Genomic DNA, 17306 nt, shown 5'->3' with positions numbered 1-17306 from the left:
CGTAGCATTCCTTACATGTTGAATCTGGAGCGGCTGCGGACGCTGGACGCCCTGGCCCGGCACGGTTCGGTGAGCGGGGCCGCCGACGGGCTGCACGTCACGACATCGGCGGTCTCGCAGCAGATGGCCAAGCTGGAACGGGAGGTCGGACAGCAGCTGCTCGCCAAGAACGGCCGGGGCGTCCGCCTCACCGACGCGGGGCGGCTGCTCGCCGATCACGCGGCCCGGATCCTCTCCCAGGTGGCGCTGGCGCAGTCCGACATCGAGGCGCAGCGCGGCCGGGTGGTGGGCGAGGTCCGGCTCGCGGCCTTTCCGACCGCGGCCCGCGGGCTCTTCCCCGCCGCGCTCACGGCGCTGCGTGCGGACCACCCCGAACTGAGGGTCCGCACCACGGAGATGGAGCCCGAGGACGGCATCCGTGCGGTGCTCCGCGGCGACAGCGACCTCGCGGTGGTGCTCGACTGGAGCAACAAGCGTCTGCCGGTGCCCGGCGGACTCGCCAAGGCCGAACTCCTCGACGACGCACCGGACATCGCCATGCCGGCCGGTCATCCGCTCGCGGACCGTACCGAAGTCGATCTGGAGGACTTCGCCGACGACGAATGGGTCTCGTGGCCCGAGGGCGAATTCTGTTACGAGTGGCTGATGTTCACCCTGCGCTCCAAGGGGGTCGAGCCCCGCATCGCGCATCTGGCGGGCGAGCACCACACCCAGCTCGCCCTCATCGCCGCGGGATTCGGGGTGTGCGTGGCGCCCCGGCTCGGGCGCGGACCGGTGCCGGACGGGGTGCGGCTGGTGCCCGTACGCCAGAAGATGCGGCGCCACATCCACGCGGTGTGGCGCACCGACGCGGACCGGCGGCCTTCGATCAGGGCGGCGGTCGAGGCGCTGCGGGCGGCGGGCCGGACGCTGGACGCGCCCTGACCGCACCGCCCTCGGGCGCGCTGACGGCCGGGCGCTACGAAAGGCCCGCCAGCTTCCGGAAGTCCCACGATGTGACGGCATCCGGCGTGAGACGCAGCCAGGCGTGCCGGCCGTCGTGCGGCATGCTCTCCAGGCCGAAGTACTTCGATGCGAACAGCCGCTCCGGTACGTCCAGTTCGGCGCAGCTCTCGCCGGTGCGGGGCGCCTCGCCGACGGTGACCGCCGTACCGGAGAGCTCCACGCCGCGCAGCTCGCCGTACTCCACTCCGTCGTCGATCACCACAGCGACGCGTGGGTCGTGGCGCAGCTGGGACCACCGCAGACTCCGGGTGATCGAGTACAGCCAGAGCGAGGTGCCGTCCCAGACGAACCACAGCGCTCCGATGTGCGGACGGCCGTCCTCGGCGAGGGTGGCCACCCGGCACGTGCGCTGTTCGGCGAGGTAGGAATCCCGTTCGCCGGGGGTCATCATGATCCGGCGGCCTCGCCGCTGAGTGGCGGTCATGGGGTCTTCCCTCCTGCTGGACACTGATTCTGACTATGCGTCAGAAAGCATGGAGCCTCTTCCCTCGTCACGCAATGGGCGCTAGCTTCGCGCTCCCGGCCTACATGTACGGAAGGGGACGCCGTGCCGTCGAAACAGTCGAAGGAGCAGCTCGCCGCGCAGCTCGACCCGGCCACCACCGTCCTGTTGACCGTCGAATGCCAGCAGGGTGTCGTCGGTCACGACAGTGCGCTGCCGGAGCTGGCCAAGGAGGCCCGGTCCTCGGGCGTGCTCAACAGGATCGCGCGACTCGTCGCCGGGGCGCACGAGTCGGGTGTCCAGGTCGTGCACGCCGTCGCCGAGCGCCGCCCGGACGGCCGAGGCGCCAGCCACAACGCCCGCCTCTTCCGGGCAGCGTCCCGGCTGCCCGTCCAGCAGTACACCGGCAGTACGGCGGTACGCGTCGCCGCTCCCATCGAGGTGGCGGACGAGGACTTCGTCGTACGGAGGCTGCACGGTCTCTCCCCACTGGCCGGTACGGACGTGGACGCGCTGCTGCGCAATCTGGGCTGCCGGACCCTGGTGGTCACCGGGGTCTCGGCCAATGTGGCGATCCCGAACGCCGTCTTCGACGCGGTGAACCTCGGCTATACGGCGGTGGTGCCGGCGGACGCCATCGCGGGGGTGCCCGCCGAGTACACCCCCGCCATGATCCGTAACACGCTCGCGCTCGTCGCGACGATCACCACCACCGACGAGGCGCTGGCCTGCTGGAGGCGTCCGGTGCGGCAGGGGGCGGCTACGCCAGGCTGATCGAGCCGCCCTCGACCTTGATGGCCTTGGCGGGCAGCGGCTGGGTCGCGGGTCCGCCGGTCACCGTGCCGGTCTCGGCGTCGAACGTGCTGCCGTGGCAGGGGCAGGTGATCACGCCGCCCGAGATTCCCTTGACCGAGCAGCCCTGGTGCGTGCACTTCGACGAGAACGCCTTGAACTCACCGGCCTTCGGCTGCGTCACCACGACGCCCTGGTCGGCGAAGACCATTCCGCCGCCCTGGGGGATGTCGGTGGTCTTCGCGAGGACGCCGCCGGCGTTCGCTCCGTCCCCGGCCGTCGAGACCGTCTCGCTCCCGCACGCGGTGAGGGCGGCGGCCAGCCCTGCCGCACCGACCGCTGTGACCACGGTGCGGCGCCCGAGGTGGACCTGACGCTCCTGCGATGCGCTCATGCCGGCTTTCCCTTCATCGGATACATGACGTCGACCATGCATACGGGAGCGAAAGCCCCGGTGTTCAGGGGCCGGGGGTCACGGTTTCCCGGTCGCGGCGGCCGGTGTGTCCTGCTCCAGGCGGGCCCGGAGCGTGGCGGCGAAGTCCTCGGCGCGGGCGAGTTGCACGCGGAGCTTGTCGACCTGCTCGGTGGCGGACTGCTCGTACGCGCGTACGCGGCCCATCAGCGCCTCGCGCTCGTCCGGTGGGAGGTCCGTCTCGGCGTCCAGGCGGTCCGTGGCGGCCAGGAGGTCGCGCATCTGGTCGAGGGAGAAGCCGAGCGGTTTCATACGCCGGACGACCATCAGCCGGGCGACATCCGTCTCGGTGTAGAGGCGGAAACCGCCCTGGGAGCGGGCGGAGGGGGCCACCAGGCCCGACTCCTCGTAATGCCGGATGGTGCGCAGGGACAGCTCGGTCCGCGCGGCGACTTCGCCGATCTGCATGTGCTTGTCGTCCACGCGTGTGGTCCTGGCCCTTCTCGTCCTGGCAGGCCGGGCCCGTACGGCCCCACCGATCTCTACTCTAACGTTAGGGTAGGGTTGTCGTGGTGTGAGGGCGCCTGTTTTCGCGGGCCGACCGCCGGGCCCCGCCCCTCCACCCCCTCCGCGTCCTTCCGTTCGCCCCAGCAGGGCGCGCCCCGAGCCCGACAGGTGTCCGTTTCTTGTCTTCCTCCGTTCTGTCTCCCGCCGCGCGGCTGCGCACTCTGCGTCCGGACTGGCTTTCCGACCCGCGGGTGTGGCGTACCGAGGTGCTGGGCGGTCTGGTGGTCGCGCTCGCACTGATCCCCGAGGCGATCTCGTTCTCGATCATCGCCGGGGTCGATCCGGCGATCGGTCTGTTCGCCTCGTTCACGATGGCCGTGGTCATCTCGGTCGTCGGCGGACGACGGGCGATGATCTCCGCCGCGACCGGCGCCGTGGCCCTGGTCATCGCGCCGCTGAACCGGGAGCACGGGCTGGGCTACCTCATCGCCGCCGTGATCCTGGCCGGTGTCTTCCAGGTCGTGTTCGGCGCGCTCGGAGTGGCGCGGCTGATGCGGTTCATCCCGCGCTCGGTGATGGTCGGGTTCGTCAACTCCCTCGCCATTCTGGTCTTCATGGCACAGGTCCCCGAGATGCACGACGTGCCGTGGCAGGTCTACCCACTCCTCGCGGCCGGTCTGGCGCTGATGGTGTTCTTCCCGAAGGTCACCACCGTGGTCCCGGCTCCGCTGGTCTCCATCGTCATCCTCACCGTCGTCACGGTCGCGGCCGGGATCGCGGTGCCAACCGTGGGCGACAAGGGCGAACTGCCCTCCTCGCTGCCGGTACCGGGCCTGCCGGACGTGCCGTTCACGATGGACACGCTGACGACGATCGCGCCGTACGCCTTCGCGATGGCGCTGGTCGGCCTGATGGAGTCGCTGATGACGGCCAAGCTGGTCGACGACATCACCGACACCCACTCCAACAAGACCCGCGAATCGATCGGGCAGGGCATCGCCAACATCGTGACCGGCTTCTTCGGCGGCATGGGCGGCTGCGCGATGATCGGACAGACGATGATCAACATCAAGGTCTCCGGCGCCCGGACCCGGCTGTCCACCTTCCTGGCCGGCGCGTTCCTCATGGTGCTCTGCATCGTCTTCGGCCCGATCGTCTCCGACATCCCGATGGCCGCCCTGGTCGCCGTGATGGTGATGGTCTCGTTCGCGACGTTCGACTGGCACTCCATCGCCCCGAAGACGCTCAAGCGCATGCCGGCCGGGGAGATCGCCGTCATGGTGATCACCGTCGGCTGCGTCGTGGCCAGCCACAACCTCGCCATCGGTGTCGTCGTCGGCTCGGTCACCGCCATGGTGGTGTTCGCCAAGCGCGTCGCCCGCCTCGCCGACGTCACCTCGGTGACGGCCCCCGAGGGCGGCACGGTGGTCTACTCCGTGACCGGTGAACTGTTCTTCGCCTCGTCCAACGACCTCGTCGGCCGGTTCGCCTACGCCACCGACCCGGACCGCGTCGTCATCGACCTGAGTGCCGCCCACATCTGGGACGCCTCGTCCGTCGCCGCGCTCGACGCGATCGAGACCAAGTACGCCCAGCGCGGCAAGACCGTCGAGATCACCGGCCTGAACGGCGTGAGCGCCGACCTCCACGCCAGGCTCAGCGGCGAACTGACCAGCCACTGAGCCGGCCGCACGGCCGGGCCCGACCCCGATAGCCTGGGGAAATGCTCACAGAAGTCATCGCGACCCGTTACGTCACGCCCTTGCGGGAGGGCGGCTCGCTCCCCGGGATCGTCGAGGCCGACGATCTCGGTACGTACGTCATGAAGTTCACCGGCGCGGGACAGGGCCGCAAGACCCTGGTGGCCGAGGTCATCTGCGGGGAGCTCGGCCGGCGGCTGGGGCTGCGCGTCCCGGAGCTCGTGACCATACAGCTCGACCCCGTCATCGGGCTGGGGGAGCCGGACCAGGAGGTCCAGGAGCTGCTGAAGGCGAGTGGCGGGCTGAACCTCGGCATGGACTACCTGCCCGGCTCGCTGGGCTTCGATCCGCTCGCCTACGAGGTGGAACCGGCCGAGGCCGGCAAGGTCGTCTGGTTCGACGCGCTGATCAACAACGTCGACCGGTCGTGGCGGAACCCCAACATGCTGGTCTGGCACGGGGACCCCTGGCTGATCGACCACGGGGCCACGATGATCTGGCACCACAACTGGCCGGGGGCCCAGGCCTCGGCGGCCAAGCCCTACAACGCGTCGGACCACGTCCTCGCGCCCTTCGGCCCCGACATCGCGGCCGCGGCCGCCGAGCTGGCCCCGCTCGTCACCGAGGAGCTGCTCACCGAGGTCGTCGCCGACGTGCCCGACGAGTGGCTGGTCGACGAGCCCGGTTTCGATACGACGGACGCGTTGCGCCGGGCCTACGTGGCACCGCTGCTGGCGCGCGCCGGCGGCATTCACGAGCGGATCTCGCTGGACGCGCCGACCCGGACGAAGCCCTCACAGGCTCCCGGCTGGCTCGTCGAGCGCCTTGCTCCCCAGGCGGCGAAGAAGCGCGCCGAGCAGAGCAGCGACGAGCAGAGCAGCAAGGACGGCGACCAGTGACCCAGCGCGATGTCTTCGAGTACGCGGTGCTGCGGGTCGTTCCCAGGGTGGAGCGCGGCGAGTGCTTCAACGCGGGCGTGCTGGTGTACTGCCGGGCCAAGTCCTTCGTCGCGGCGCGGACGCACCTCGACGAGCGCAAGCTCGCGGCGCTGGACCCGCAGGCCGATGTGGTGGGCGTACGGGCCGCTCTGCGGGCCGTGGAAGGGGTCTGCGGGGGCGGTGACGGAGCGGGACAGGCGTCTGGCGACGACCCGGGCCGGCGCTTCCGCTGGCTGATCGCACCGCGTTCGACGGTCGTCCAGCCCGGCGCCGTACACAGCGGTCTCACCACCGATCCGGCGGCCGAGGTCGAGCGGCTGCTCGACCTGCTCGTGCGTTGATCCGGTACTCGGCGGCGCCGCGGGGAGGGTCTTGGCCGCGGCGCCGCCGAGTGTGACATGCGCCCCTGCGCCCGTGGGCCGTTGACACCGCGTGCCAGGGCTTCTAGCGTCTCGTCTGCTGAAGGTACTAAGCGGTTGCTCAGTTATCGGGAACTTTTCTGTCAGGGAATGTCCCACGTCCGCTGAGCCGCGATCCAAGGGCGAGGAGAACCAAGCATGTCCACCACCGAGCAGCGCGTCGCCATCGTGACGGGAGCGGCGCGGGGCATTGGCGCCGCCACCGCAGTGCGTCTGGCGGCCGAGGGCCGCGCCGTCGCCGTACTCGACCTCGACGAGGCGGCCTGCAAGGACACGGTCGAGAAGATCACCGCCGCCGGGGGCACCGCCCTCGCAGTCGGCTGCGATGTGTCGGACAGCGCGCAGGTGGAGGCCGCCGTCGCGCGGGTCGCCGCCGAGCTGGGCGCCCCGACGATCCTCGTCAACAACGCGGGCGTCCTCCGTGACAACCTGCTCTTCAAGATGAGCGAGTCCGACTGGGACCTCGTGATGAACGTGCACCTCAAGGGCGCGTTCCTGATGGCCAAGGCCGTCCAGAAGCACATGGTGGACGCCAAGTTCGGCCGGATCGTGTCGCTGTCCTCCTCCTCGGCGCTCGGTAACCGCGGCCAGGCCAACTACTCCGCCGTGAAGGCCGGTCTCCAGGGCTTCACCAAGACCCTCGCCAAGGAGCTCGGCAAGTTCGGCATCACCGCCAACGCCGTCGCCCCGGGCTTCATCGTCACCGAGATGACCGCCCAGACGGCGGCCCGGGTCGGCATGGGCTTCGAGGAGTTCCAGGCCGCGGCCGCCACCCAGATCCCCGTGCAGCGCGTGGGCCACCCCGCGGACATCGCCAACGCCATCGCCTTCTTCACGGGCGACGACGCGGGCTTCGTCTCCGGCCAGGTCATGTACGTCGCCGGCGGACCGCTCAACTAACCCGAAGGGCAAGGGACATGACTGTGCAGGACAGTGGCAGGGTCGCCCTCATCACGGGTGGCAGCCGCGGCATCGGTTACGGGATCGCCGAGGCGCTCGTCGCCCGCGGCGACCGGGTCTGCATCACGGGCCGCGGAGAGGACGCACTCAAGGAGGCCGTCGAGAAGCTCGGCGCCGACCGGGCGATCGGCATCCCCGGCAAGGCCGCCGACGAGGAGCACCAGGCGGCGGCCGTCGCCCGCACCATGGAGGCCTTCGGCCGGGTCGACTTCCTGATCAACAACGCCGGTACGAACCCGGTGTTCGGCCCGATGGCCGAGCTCGACCTCAACGTCGCCCGCAAGGTCTACGAGACCAACGTGATCTCGGCGCTTGGCTTCGCCCAGCAGACCTGGAAGGCCTGGCAGAAGGACAACGGCGGGGCGATCGTCAACATCGCCTCGGTCGCCGGCATCTCCGCCTCGCCCTTCATCGGCGCGTACGGCATGAGCAAGGCCGCCATGGTCAATCTGACCCTCCAGCTGGCGCACGAGTTCGCGCCGGTCGTCCGGGTTAACGCGATCGCTCCCGCCGTGGTGAAGACCAGGTTCGCCGAGGCGCTGTACGAGGGCCGGGAGGCGGAGGCGGCCGCCGCCTACCCGCTCGGCAGGCTCGGCGTACCGCAGGACATCGGCGGTGCGGCGGCGTTCCTCACCTCCGAGCAGTCCGACTGGATCACCGGACAGACGCTCGTGGTGGACGGCGGGATCTTCCTGAACGCGGGCGTGGCCTGAGGCGGCCTGAGCGGATTTCACCCTGATTGACTCAAGTGCCCCGTCGGGCCAGCGGATTGACCCGATGGGGCGCTGCGGTATGGTCTGCCGACCCATGGCTGATCGAGGAGCGTGCGCGTGTTCTACCGGGCCAGTCTGCAGGCTGCTGCAGCCCTTGCTTCCCTGTCATTGCTGGCCGGCTGCGGTCTGCTGTCCGACAGCAGTTCCGAGACGGATCAGCAGATAACGGTCGGTACGACGAGCTCACCCTCGACGCTCGACCCGGCCGCCGCCTGGGACGGCTCCTGGGAGCTGATGCGGAACGTCTTCCAGACCCTGGTGAGCTTCCCTACGGGCAGTACCAGTCCCGAGCCCGACGCGGCCGACTCCTGCACGTTCACCGACGAGACGAGCATGGCCTACCGGTGCAAGCTCCGTAAGAACCTGAAGTTCTCCAATGGCGAGAAGATCGATGCGGAGGCCGTGAAGTACTCCATCGACCGCATCAGGACGATCAAGGTCAAGGGTGGCCCCCTCGGCATGCTCGGCTCTCTCGACCGCGTGGAGACGAAGGGGGACGACGAGGTCATCTTCCACCTCAACAAGTCGGACGCCACGTTCCCGTTCATCCTCGCCACGCCGGCGATGTCGCTGGTCGCGCCCGGCGAGTACCCCAAGGACAAGCTCCGCGACGACGGGAAGGTCACCGGCTCGGGGCCGTACCTCCTGGAGTCGTACGAGGCCAGGAAGACGTCCGAGCTGACGAAGAACCCCGACTACAAGGGCTTCGCCAACCGCAAGAACAACGCCGTGACCATCCGGTACTTCGACGACTCCGCCTCGATGGTGGACGCTCTGAAGAAGAAGGAGATCGACGCCACGTACCGCGGTCTGACCGCCGAGGAAGTGGTCAGCCTGGAGGACAAGAAGTCCGACAACAACGGCCTCCAGATCGTCGAGACGGTCGGCGCGGACATCCGCTTCCTGGTCTTCAACCCGAAGGACCCCGCGGCGGGCAACCCCGCGGTCCGACGTGCGATCGCCCAGCTCGTGAACCGTGACGCCCTGGTCGCCAAGGTCTACCAGGGCACCGCCGAGCCCCTGTACTCGATGGTGCCGAAGGGCATCGCCGGTCACACCACCAGCTTCTTCGATACCTTCGGCGACGCCAGTGAGGCCAAGGCCAGGTCCATCCTCACCAAGGCGGGCATCACCGAGCCGGTCAAGATGACCTTCTGGTTCACGACCGACCGCTACGGTTCCTCGACCGCTCCGGAGTTCGCCGAGCTGAAGCGTCAGCTGGAGGAGTCCGGGCTGTTCGAGATCACGCTGAAGAGCGCGCCGTGGACGGCCTTCCAGGAGGGCTTCACCAAGGGGGAGTACCCCGTCTTCGGGCGTGGCTGGTTCCCGGACTTCCCGGACCCGGACAACTTCATCGCCCCGTTCGTGGGCAAGGAGAGTGTCACCGGCACCCCGTACCTCAACGCGGAGATCACCGACGAGCTGCTGCCGTCCTCCCGCCAGGAGAGCGACCGCGGCGCGGTCAGCAAGCAGTTCGAGCAGGCACAGCAGATCCTCGTCGAGGACGTCCGGCTGCTGCCGCTGTGGCAGGGCAAGCTGTACGTCGCGGCGGGCGAGGACATCGGCGGCGGCGAGCGGGCGCTCGACCCGCAGACGGTCATGCAGCTGTGGGAGCTGTACCGGAAGACCAGCTGGTAGGGCTCGGCGGGTCCGTTGTCAGTGGCCCCCGGTAGGTTCTGTGGTCAAGAACTGATTGCTCACCGGAGGTTGTGGACGTGACCGACACCGACCTGCTGCCCGAGTCCTGGCGCGGCGTCCTCGGCGAAGAACTGCAGAAGCCGTACTTCAAGGAGCTTGCGGACTTCGTCGAGGAGGAGCGGGCCAGGGGGCCGGTGTATCCGCCGCGCGAGCAGGTCTTCGCCGCACTGGACGCCACTCCGTACGACCGGGTGAAGGTCCTCATCCTCGGCCAGGACCCCTACCACGGTGCGGGCCAGGGGCACGGGCTGTGCTTCTCCGTGCAGCCCGGCGTCAAGACGCCGCCCTCGCTGCGCAACATCTACAAGGAGATGCAGGCGGAGCTCGGCCTGCCCATACCGGACAACGGATATCTGATGCCGTGGGCCGAGCAGGGCGTCCTCCTGCTCAACGCCGTCCTGACCGTCCGGGGCGGCGAGGCGAACTCGCACAAGGGCAAGGGCTGGGAGAAGGTCACCGACGCGGTGATCAGGGCCGTGGCCGCGCGCCCCGATCCCGCCGTCTTCGTGCTCTGGGGCAATTACGCGCAGAAGAAGCTCCCGCTGATCGACGAGGAGCGCCATGTCGTGGTGAAGGGCGCGCACCCCTCTCCGCTCTCCGCGAAGCGATGGTTCGGCTCCCGCCCGTTCACCAGCATCAACGAGGCGGTCGCCGCCCAGGGACACGAGCCCATCGACTGGCGCATCCCCGACCTCGGCTGACCGTGCCGCCCCGCTGACCGTGCGCGGACCCGGCCGACGGGCCGGGTCCGCGCCTCAGTGGGATTCCCCACCGTGGCGGCTAGCGTCAGGACGACCGGAACGGGCCGGACGGGCGCGAAGGAGACCGCAGTGACAGAGCAGCAGGAGGCGTCACGGGACGCCGTCATGACCAGGATCGGCCAGGCGATCATGCTGCTCCACGGCGGGGACCGGGAAGAGGCCCGCAATCGCTTCGGAGCCATCTGGTCGGAGATCGGCGAGGACGGCGACGCCCTGCACCGCTGCACCCTCGCGCACTACATGGCCGATACGCAGGACGACCCCGGGGACGAGCTGGCCTGGGACCTGCGGGCGCTGACGGCGGCGGACGGTCTGACCGACGCGCGCGTGGCCCAGCACGAGGACGCGCTCGCCGTGCGCGCCTTCTATCCCTCGCTGCATCTCAATCTCGCGGCGGACTATCTGAAGCTCCACCGTCCCGAGGCCGCCCGCCTCCATCTGGACCGGGCGCGCGACAGCGCCGACGTCCTCACGCACGACGGGTACGGGGGAGGGGTACGAGCCGCCATCGGGCGGCTGGAACAGCGGATGCGCGACCGGTGACACCGAGACCCGCCGACGGCTGCGACGGGCCTCGGGCGGGCTTCGGACGGGCCTCGGCCGGGTCTCTGCGGCCCCGGTGTCAGCGGCCGTAGGCCTCCTCGCAGATCCTGGCCTCGGCGCTGCCCGCAGGCCAGCCCCCGTAACCGCGCCCGAGGGCGCAGACGTCCCTCCCGGCGAGGAGCGAACCGGGTGGTGCCGGCACCACGGCGGGAGGCACCGGGGGCGCCTGGCGCGGCGCCCGCCGGGGTGGTGCCGGGGCGGGCCCGCGCTGCTGAGGCGCGTGGGGCTCGGCTCGGCCTGCTCCGGAAGGCGCCCGGGGCGGGCCGACGGAAGCGGTCGGCGTGGGGTCGGGCAGGGATTCCAGGGACTCCCGCACGGGCGGCTGGACGATCTGCGGGGCCACGTCCTGGATGGGGCGGCTGGTCTCGTGCTGGGGAGGGACGGCCGTCTCCGGCTCCACCGACACGCAGCCGGAGACGGCCGTGACGGCCACCCCCACCAGGAGCTTCGCTGTGATTCTGGTTCGATGCACCCGCCAACTCTGCTGGCCCCCAGGTCCGGTTGGGGTCCGGTGGGCCGGGATTGGCCCGCACGGGTGACCCGGTCAGCGGGGCGCCGGGGCCGGGCGGGCGGGTCAGACGCCGGTCGCGCCGTCGACCCGTTCCCGTACGAGATCCGCGTGACCGTTGTGCCGCGCGTACTCCTCGATCATGTGCGTGTAGATCCAGCGCAGGTTGAACTGCTTTCCGCTGCGGCTCAGGCCGACCGACAGGTCGTCGAGCCCGTACTTCGCCGCGTTCGTCCTGGCCTGCTCGATCTCGGCGAGCCAGGTCGTGCGCGCCTCCTCCCAGGTGTCCGTCTCACCGAGATGGAACTCGCCGTCCGGGTCCTCGTCCGTCCCGTAGATCGGCGGCACGTCCTCACCGACCAGCACCCCGCGGAACCAGCCGCGCTCGACCTCCGCCATGTGCCGCACCAGCCCGAGGAGCGTGAACTCCGAAGGAGGCACCGAAGCTTCCCGCAACTGGGCGTCGGTGAGGCCCGCGCACTTCGAGGCCAGTGTCTCGCGGTGGAAGTCCAGCCAGCCTTCGAGCATGGGGCGTTCCGCGGCGTCGATGGGAGGTTCGGCTCGTTCAGGTGTTGTCATGCGGGTCATGGTCGCCGATGGATCACGATCATGGCCAGGCGTTATCGGTTTCGCGGCGCGAGCATTCCGCGGAGCAGCTCGCTGACGCCCGTCCGCAGTTCGGCCTCCGTCGGGACGGAGCCGCTGTACGAGCCCACGGCGCACGAGAACATCATTCCCTCGCTCCAGGCCACGAGGGACAGCGCGTGGCGTTCCGGTTCGGCCGACCCCGCCGCGGTCATCAGCGCCACCAGCGGTTCGCGGAACTGCCGGCCCGCCGTGTCGAAGAACTCCCGCAGCTCGGGGCGCCGGGTGGCCTCCAGGGCCAGTTCGTAGCGGCAGACCGGGTATTCGGGGTGGCGCGTCAGATACCGGTGCAGTGCCGACGCGAGCACGGCGGCCACCTGGTCCGGGTCGCCCGGCGTCGCCGACCCGTCGCCGGGCCGCGGGAGCTCTCCGGCGCCCAGTACCCGTGCCTCGTGCTCCGCGAGCCGGCGCACGGCCGCCTCCAGCAGGGCCTGCCGGGTGCGGGCGTGGTTCGACGTCGAGCCCTGCGGGAGCCCGGCACGCTCGTCCACCGCACGGTGGGTGAGCCCGCGCATCCCGCGCTCCGCGAGAAGGGTGAGCGCGGTGTCGGCGATCAGATCGGCGCGGGAGGTGCCGGGTGTCCCGTCGGTACGTGTGGCCATGGAGTCAACCTACCCTCGAAACTACACCTGTAGTACGGTGGAGACCTCACTACAGATGTAGTTGCGAGGGGGCGTAATGACCAGGAACCACGCGGTAGTCATCGGCAGCGGAATCGGCGGTCTCACCGCAGGGGTGGCCCTGCACCGGAGCGGCTGGCAGGTGACCGTTCTGGAGCGCGCGGACTCGCTGGAACCGGTCGGCTCCGCCATCAGCCTCGCGCCCAACTCCCAGCGCGCGCTGGACGTCATCGGACTGGGCGACACGATCAGGTCCCTCGCCGCCTGGCAGGGCGAGGGCGGCATGCGCTCCCCGGACGGCCGCTGGCTCGCCCGTACGGACAACGCGGCCGCCGCCGAGCGCTTCGGCGGCGAACTGGTCCTGCTCCACCGCGCCACCCTGGTCGGCATCCTCTCCGCCGAACTGCCCGCATCGGCCCTCCGGACGGGCACGGCGGCGGAGCTCGTGAGCCCCGGCAGCGCCGGAGGCCGCCGAGCCGTCGTGCGGACGCCCTCGGGGGACATCGAAGCCGATCTGGTGATCGGCGCGGACGGTATCCGCTCGGCGGTACGCGGCACGCTCTTCCCCCGCCATCCAGGCCCCTCGTACGCCGGATTCACCACCTGGCGCACCCTGGTCCCCGGCCTCGGGCGTCCCTTCGCCCCGCACGAGAGCTGGGGCAGGGGTGCTCTCTGGGGTACCCATCCGCTCAAGGACGGCCGCATCTACGCCTATGCGGGCGCCGTCACTCCCGCCGGAGGCAGGGCGGCCGACGACGAGAAGGCGGAACTCCTGCGCAGGTTCGGTGACTGGCACGACCCAATCCCCGAGATCATCGCGGCCACCGCACCCGATCAGATCCTCCGTCACGACGTGCACCACATGGCCGCCCCCCTGCCGTCCTTCCACCGAGGCCGCGCCGTGCTGGTCGGCGACGCCGCGCACGCCATGGCACCCACCCTCGCCCAGGGCGGCAACCAGGCCATCGAGGACGCCATCGTTCTCGCGCACCACGTCGCACCCGGCGGCGACCTGGGGGAGGGGCTCGCCGCCTACAGCGCGGCCAGGCTGCCCCGTACCACCGCGGTGGTGCGCAAGTCGGCGCGGGTCGCCCGGCTGATGGCGTGGTCCAGCGCACCCGCCGTCGCACTCCGCGAGGGCCTCATGGCCACCGTCACCCGACTGGGCCCCGGACTCGTCCTGCGCACCCTCGACGGCATCGCCGACTGGCAGCCGCCGCAGCGCACGTATGCTGCGGAACCGAGGACGCGCATATGACAGTGATGAGGGAGACCCCTGTGAAGGTCGGCTGTATCGGGCTCGGCGACATCGCGCGGAAGGCGTATCTGCCGGTGCTGAGCACCCTGCCCGGGGTCGAACTGCATCTGCAGACCCGCACCCCGGCGACCCTGGCCGCCGTCGCCGAGACCCACCGGATCCCGGCACAGCAGTGCCACACGGACCTGGAATCGCTGCTCGCCCAGGGGCTCGATGCGGCCTTCGTGCACGCCCCCACGGCGGTGCACCCGGACATCACGCGCCGCCTCATCGAAGCGGGCGTCCCCACGTACGTCGACAAGCCGCTCGCCTACGAGTACGCCGAATCCGAACGGCTGGTGACACTGGCCGAGGAACGCGGCGTCGGTCTCGCCGTGGGATTCAACCGCAGGCTCGCCCCCGGATACGCGCAGTGCGCCGAGCACCCGCGCGAGCTGATCCTCATGCAGAAGAACCGGGTGGGGCTGCCCGAGGACCCGCGGACCATGGTGCTCGACGACTTCATCCACGTCGTCGACACCCTGCGCTTCCTGGTGCCGGGACCGGTCGAGAGCACCGTCGTACGGGCGAGGATCGTCGACGGGCTGATGCACCACGTCGTCCTCCAGCTCTCCGGCGACGGCTTCACCGCGATCGGCATGATGAACCGTCTCAACGGATCGACCGAGGAGATCCTGGAGGTGTCGGGGCAGGACTCCAAGCGCCAGGTGCTCAACCTCGCCGAGATCGTCGATCACAAGGGGCAGCCCAGCGTGCGGCGGCGCGGCGACTGGGTGCCGGTCGCCCGCCAGCGGGGCATCGAGCAGAGCGTGCTGTCGTTCCTGGACGCGGTGCGGGCCGGGAAGGTGCTCAGCGCTCGGGACGCCCTGGCGACCCATGAACTGTGCGAGCGGGTGGTACGGGACGCCCTGGACCGGACCGCCTGAGAAGGCGCGTCCCCTCGGCCGCGCCCAGGGCGGCCAGCAGCGCCAGTGCCGCGTACACCGCCCAGTCGCCGAGCCGCACGTACAGCGTGGTGCCCGTCGCGAGAGGTACGTCGTAGACGGCGGCCGTGCTCGCGTCCGTACCGAGCGGCGCGCCCACCTTCTCGCCCTGCGGGCCGTACACCGCACTCGTACCGGTGAGCGTGGCGTGCACCATCGGGCGGCCGCTCTCGGCCGCGCGCAGGGCGCCGAGCGAGGCGTGCTGACCGGGCGCCCAGCTGTGCTGGAACGTCGAGGTCGACGACTGGGCGACCAGCACCTGGGCACCGTCCCGGACCAGCTGCCTGCTCATATCGGGGAACGCGGACTCGAAGCACACCAGCGGTCCGAGCCGCAGCCCGCCGGCGCCCGGCACGTCCATCACCACCGGCCGTGTCCCGCGCAGCCGGTCCTCGCCCGCGGCCTTGCCGACCGAGGTGGCCCAGCCCAGCACCGAACGGAACGGGACGTACTCGCCGAAGGGGACCAGACGCATCTTGTCGTAGCGGTCCCCGGTCGGTCCGTCCGGACCCACCAGGACCGCGGACTTGAAGATTCCGGTCCGCTCCGCGCCGTCCGTCTGCCGGGCGTCCGTATTGACCAGGACATCGGCCCCGACCCGGCGGGACAGCTCCGTGATCCGCGCCGCGGTCGCGGGACTGTGCGTCAGATCCACACCGACACTGCTCTCCCCCCACACCACCAGACCGACGTCCTGGCCCGCGAGCCCGCGCGTCAGTTCCGCGCTGCGCGCCAGACGGCGCTCGACACTCCCCGTGCCCTCCACCACACCCGGCTGCACCACGCCGATCCGGACCTGTCCGGAGCGGTCAGGCTGCGGCGCCCACACCCAGACCGCGCCCACGGCCAGCGCGCAGACCACCAGCGAGGCGGCCGCCGTCGTGCGGGCCGGCGGCGCGACGAGCAGCAGGGCGACACAGGTGTTCACCGCGAGGACGAGCAGGCTCACCAGCCATACGCCGCCCACCGACGCCACCCGCAGGGCGGGCGCGAACTCCCACTGGCTGGCTCCGAGCAGCCCCCAGGGGCCACCCAGCCCTTCCCAGGACCGCACCAGCTCGATCATCAGCCACCCGGACGGTACGGCGGCGACGGCCGCCGCGCAGCGCGCGGCCGACGGCGATCCGCCGAGCAGCCGGGCCACGAGCAGGCCCCAGGGCGCCCACAACAGGCCCAGCAGTGCCGCCAGCACGACGATGAAGACATGCAGGCTCGGCATCAGCCAGTGATGTACGGAGATCACGAAGCCGATCCCGCCGAGCCAGCCGTCGAGAGCGGCCCTGCGGGCCGTGGGCGCCGAGCGGATCAACAGGAGCCAGGGCACCAGCGCGACGTACGCGAACCACCCCAGCGACGACTCGGGGAACGCGAGGGCGGGCAGGGCGCCCGCGAGCAGGACCGCCGCACCGCGCCACCAGGGCGACCGGAGCAGCTCCGTGCCCCACCCGCGCCGCCCGGTGGGGGCCCGGCCCGCGGTGCTTTCGCCGGCAGGGGGCCGGTCCTCCGGAATCCGGCCCGCCGGGGCTCGCCCGATCCGCATGCCCATCCCGCGCCCTCCTCGTCCTGCCTGGTGGGCGAAGTCCGTCGCCGCATGGTCAGGCTGTGGTCCCAGTGTGGAGGAGAGCATCCGGGGCGGACAGCGGGCGTGCGTGTGCGGGCGCGTCGCCGGGCGGTCCGCGCGGCGGCGAGTCCCGCCCGCGCGGCCGGATCAGCCCGGCATGCGCCGCCACTTCTCGTGGACGACGACGGTGCGGATGCGCCAGCCAGCCTCCGTACGGAGCAGCTCGAAGGTGTAGCGGCCACCCGACACGAAGTTCGGTGCCGTCTCCCCGCCCGCGGCCGTCTCCCCGCCCGCGGCCGTCTCCCCGCCCGCGGCCGTGTCCCGGCCGCCCGCGTCCAGACGCATCGGGTTGAGATAGTCCGCCCGTACCCGCGCCTGGTCTCCGGGATAGCCGCCCAGATCCTGGAGGTCGAGCCGCCGGTTGACGATCAGGTGCTGACGGACCGGGAAGAGCCGCATCGTCTCCGCGAGCCACGTCGCGATATCGGCGGCCGTGCCCTCCGCGCCACCCGCGCTCCGGTAGTCGGCGCGGCCGTCCGGCACGAACAGTGCGCGGTAGTCCTCCCACGCGCCGTCGTCCACCGCCACCGCGTAGCCGGTGATCACCGCATCGATGGAGAGCTGGTCCATCACCGTTGCCAGAGCCACACGCTGTGTCATCGGCCAAGTCTCGGCCACCCGGCCCGTCAGGCCAAGGGGCCTGCACGGCCGGCCGGGCCAG

At 70.8% G+C, this 17306-nt stretch carries 20 protein-coding genes; 12 read left to right on the top strand and 8 right to left on the bottom strand.

The window, feature by feature from the left end:
• The first annotated feature begins 15 nt into the window (after positions 1-15).
• Positions 16-924: a LysR family transcriptional regulator gene (locus tag AC07FA_RS30505; RefSeq protein WP_479079538.1), complete on the top strand. Its 909-nt coding sequence runs from the start codon at positions 16-18 to the stop codon at positions 922-924.
• Between the two features lie 34 nt (positions 925-958).
• Here the strand turns inward: AC07FA_RS30505 and AC07FA_RS30500 are convergent, their stop codons facing one another.
• Entirely contained in the window at positions 959-1429 is a 471-nt protein-coding gene (locus tag AC07FA_RS30500) for a pyridoxamine 5'-phosphate oxidase family protein (RefSeq protein ID WP_479079537.1), read from the bottom strand.
• A gap of 123 nt (positions 1430-1552) precedes the next feature.
• On the opposite strand from AC07FA_RS30500, the gene AC07FA_RS30495 reads away from it, so the two are divergent.
• Complete coding sequence (locus AC07FA_RS30495; protein WP_479079536.1) at positions 1553-2221, top strand: cysteine hydrolase family protein; 669 nt, start codon at positions 1553-1555, stop codon at positions 2219-2221.
• Here AC07FA_RS30495 and AC07FA_RS30490 read toward each other — a convergent pair.
• Positions 2208-2633, bottom strand: a complete 426-nt coding sequence (locus AC07FA_RS30490; RefSeq protein ID WP_479079535.1) for a Rieske (2Fe-2S) protein — start codon at positions 2631-2633, stop codon at positions 2208-2210. The two genes, AC07FA_RS30495 and AC07FA_RS30490, sit on opposite strands and share 14 nt — an antisense overlap.
• A 78-nt stretch (positions 2634-2711) precedes the next feature.
• Positions 2712-3134 carry a MerR family transcriptional regulator gene (locus tag AC07FA_RS30485; protein WP_479079534.1) on the bottom strand — a complete coding sequence of 141 codons (423 nt, stop codon included), beginning with the start codon at positions 3132-3134 and terminating at the stop codon, positions 2712-2714.
• A 203-nt stretch (positions 3135-3337) separates the two neighbouring features.
• Between AC07FA_RS30485 and AC07FA_RS30480 the strand changes: the two genes are divergently transcribed.
• From AC07FA_RS30480 to AC07FA_RS30445, 8 genes are all read left to right on the top strand, one after another.
• Positions 3338-4840 carry a SulP family inorganic anion transporter gene (locus tag AC07FA_RS30480; protein WP_479079533.1) on the top strand — a complete coding sequence of 501 codons (1503 nt, stop codon included), beginning with the start codon at positions 3338-3340 and terminating at the stop codon, positions 4838-4840.
• Between the two features lie 41 nt (positions 4841-4881).
• Positions 4882-5757, top strand: a complete 876-nt coding sequence (locus AC07FA_RS30475) for a HipA family kinase (protein WP_479079532.1) — start codon at positions 4882-4884, stop codon at positions 5755-5757.
• On the top strand, positions 5754-6137 hold the full coding sequence (locus AC07FA_RS30470) for a DUF3037 domain-containing protein (protein WP_479079531.1): 384 nt from the start codon (positions 5754-5756) through the stop codon (positions 6135-6137). The genes AC07FA_RS30475 and AC07FA_RS30470 overlap by 4 nt, the downstream gene beginning before the upstream one ends.
• Positions 6138-6353: 216 nt before the next feature.
• The gene (gene fabG, locus AC07FA_RS30465) at positions 6354-7115 is read left to right on the top strand and encodes a 3-oxoacyl-ACP reductase FabG (RefSeq protein ID WP_382729762.1); all 762 of its coding nucleotides are present in this window, start codon (positions 6354-6356) and stop codon (positions 7113-7115) included.
• A 17-nt stretch (positions 7116-7132) separates the two neighbouring features.
• Positions 7133-7888 (top strand): SDR family oxidoreductase, encoded by a 756-nt coding sequence (locus AC07FA_RS30460; RefSeq protein WP_479079530.1) that lies wholly within the window; start codon positions 7133-7135, stop codon positions 7886-7888.
• 117 nt (positions 7889-8005) lie between these two features.
• The gene (locus AC07FA_RS30455) at positions 8006-9586 is read left to right on the top strand and encodes an ABC transporter substrate-binding protein (RefSeq protein ID WP_479079529.1); all 1581 of its coding nucleotides are present in this window, start codon (positions 8006-8008) and stop codon (positions 9584-9586) included.
• A 77-nt stretch (positions 9587-9663) separates the two neighbouring features.
• Positions 9664-10347 (top strand): uracil-DNA glycosylase, encoded by a 684-nt coding sequence (locus AC07FA_RS30450; RefSeq protein WP_479079528.1) that lies wholly within the window; start codon positions 9664-9666, stop codon positions 10345-10347.
• A gap of 129 nt (positions 10348-10476) precedes the next feature.
• Complete coding sequence (locus tag AC07FA_RS30445) at positions 10477-10950, top strand: hypothetical protein (protein ID WP_479079527.1); 474 nt, start codon at positions 10477-10479, stop codon at positions 10948-10950.
• A 79-nt stretch (positions 10951-11029) separates the two neighbouring features.
• Here AC07FA_RS30445 and AC07FA_RS30440 read toward each other — a convergent pair whose 3' ends face one another.
• From AC07FA_RS30440 to AC07FA_RS30430, 3 genes are all read right to left on the bottom strand, one after another.
• The gene (locus AC07FA_RS30440; protein ID WP_479079526.1) at positions 11030-11482 is read right to left on the bottom strand and encodes a hypothetical protein; all 453 of its coding nucleotides are present in this window, start codon (positions 11480-11482) and stop codon (positions 11030-11032) included.
• Positions 11483-11584: 102 nt separating this feature from the next.
• The gene (locus AC07FA_RS30435; protein WP_479079525.1) at positions 11585-12097 is read right to left on the bottom strand and encodes a DinB family protein; all 513 of its coding nucleotides are present in this window, start codon (positions 12095-12097) and stop codon (positions 11585-11587) included.
• A gap of 41 nt (positions 12098-12138) precedes the next feature.
• Positions 12139-12765 (bottom strand): TetR/AcrR family transcriptional regulator, encoded by a 627-nt coding sequence (locus AC07FA_RS30430; protein ID WP_479079524.1) that lies wholly within the window; start codon positions 12763-12765, stop codon positions 12139-12141.
• Between the two features lie 76 nt (positions 12766-12841).
• On the opposite strand from AC07FA_RS30430, the gene AC07FA_RS30425 reads away from it, so the two are divergent.
• The gene (locus AC07FA_RS30425) at positions 12842-14041 is read left to right on the top strand and encodes an FAD-dependent monooxygenase (RefSeq protein ID WP_479079523.1); all 1200 of its coding nucleotides are present in this window, start codon (positions 12842-12844) and stop codon (positions 14039-14041) included.
• A gap of 20 nt (positions 14042-14061) precedes the next feature.
• Complete coding sequence (locus tag AC07FA_RS30420; RefSeq protein ID WP_479079579.1) at positions 14062-14967, top strand: Gfo/Idh/MocA family protein; 906 nt, start codon at positions 14062-14064, stop codon at positions 14965-14967.
• Here the strand turns inward: AC07FA_RS30420 and lnt are convergent.
• Together lnt and AC07FA_RS30410 are read right to left on the bottom strand one after the other, a co-directional pair.
• Positions 14891-16570 carry an apolipoprotein N-acyltransferase gene (lnt, locus tag AC07FA_RS30415; protein ID WP_479079522.1) on the bottom strand — a complete coding sequence of 560 codons (1680 nt, stop codon included), beginning with the start codon at positions 16568-16570 and terminating at the stop codon, positions 14891-14893. The two genes, AC07FA_RS30420 and lnt, sit on opposite strands and share 77 nt — an antisense overlap.
• Before the next feature lie 162 nt (positions 16571-16732).
• Positions 16733-17245 carry a nuclear transport factor 2 family protein gene (locus tag AC07FA_RS30410; RefSeq protein ID WP_479079521.1) on the bottom strand — a complete coding sequence of 171 codons (513 nt, stop codon included), beginning with the start codon at positions 17243-17245 and terminating at the stop codon, positions 16733-16735.
• Between the last annotated feature and the right edge of the window lie 61 nt (positions 17246-17306).

It is taken from the genome of Streptomyces sp. NPDC045968 (genome assembly GCF_056430475.1).
This window is presented reverse-complemented; position numbering and strand designations above follow the sequence as displayed.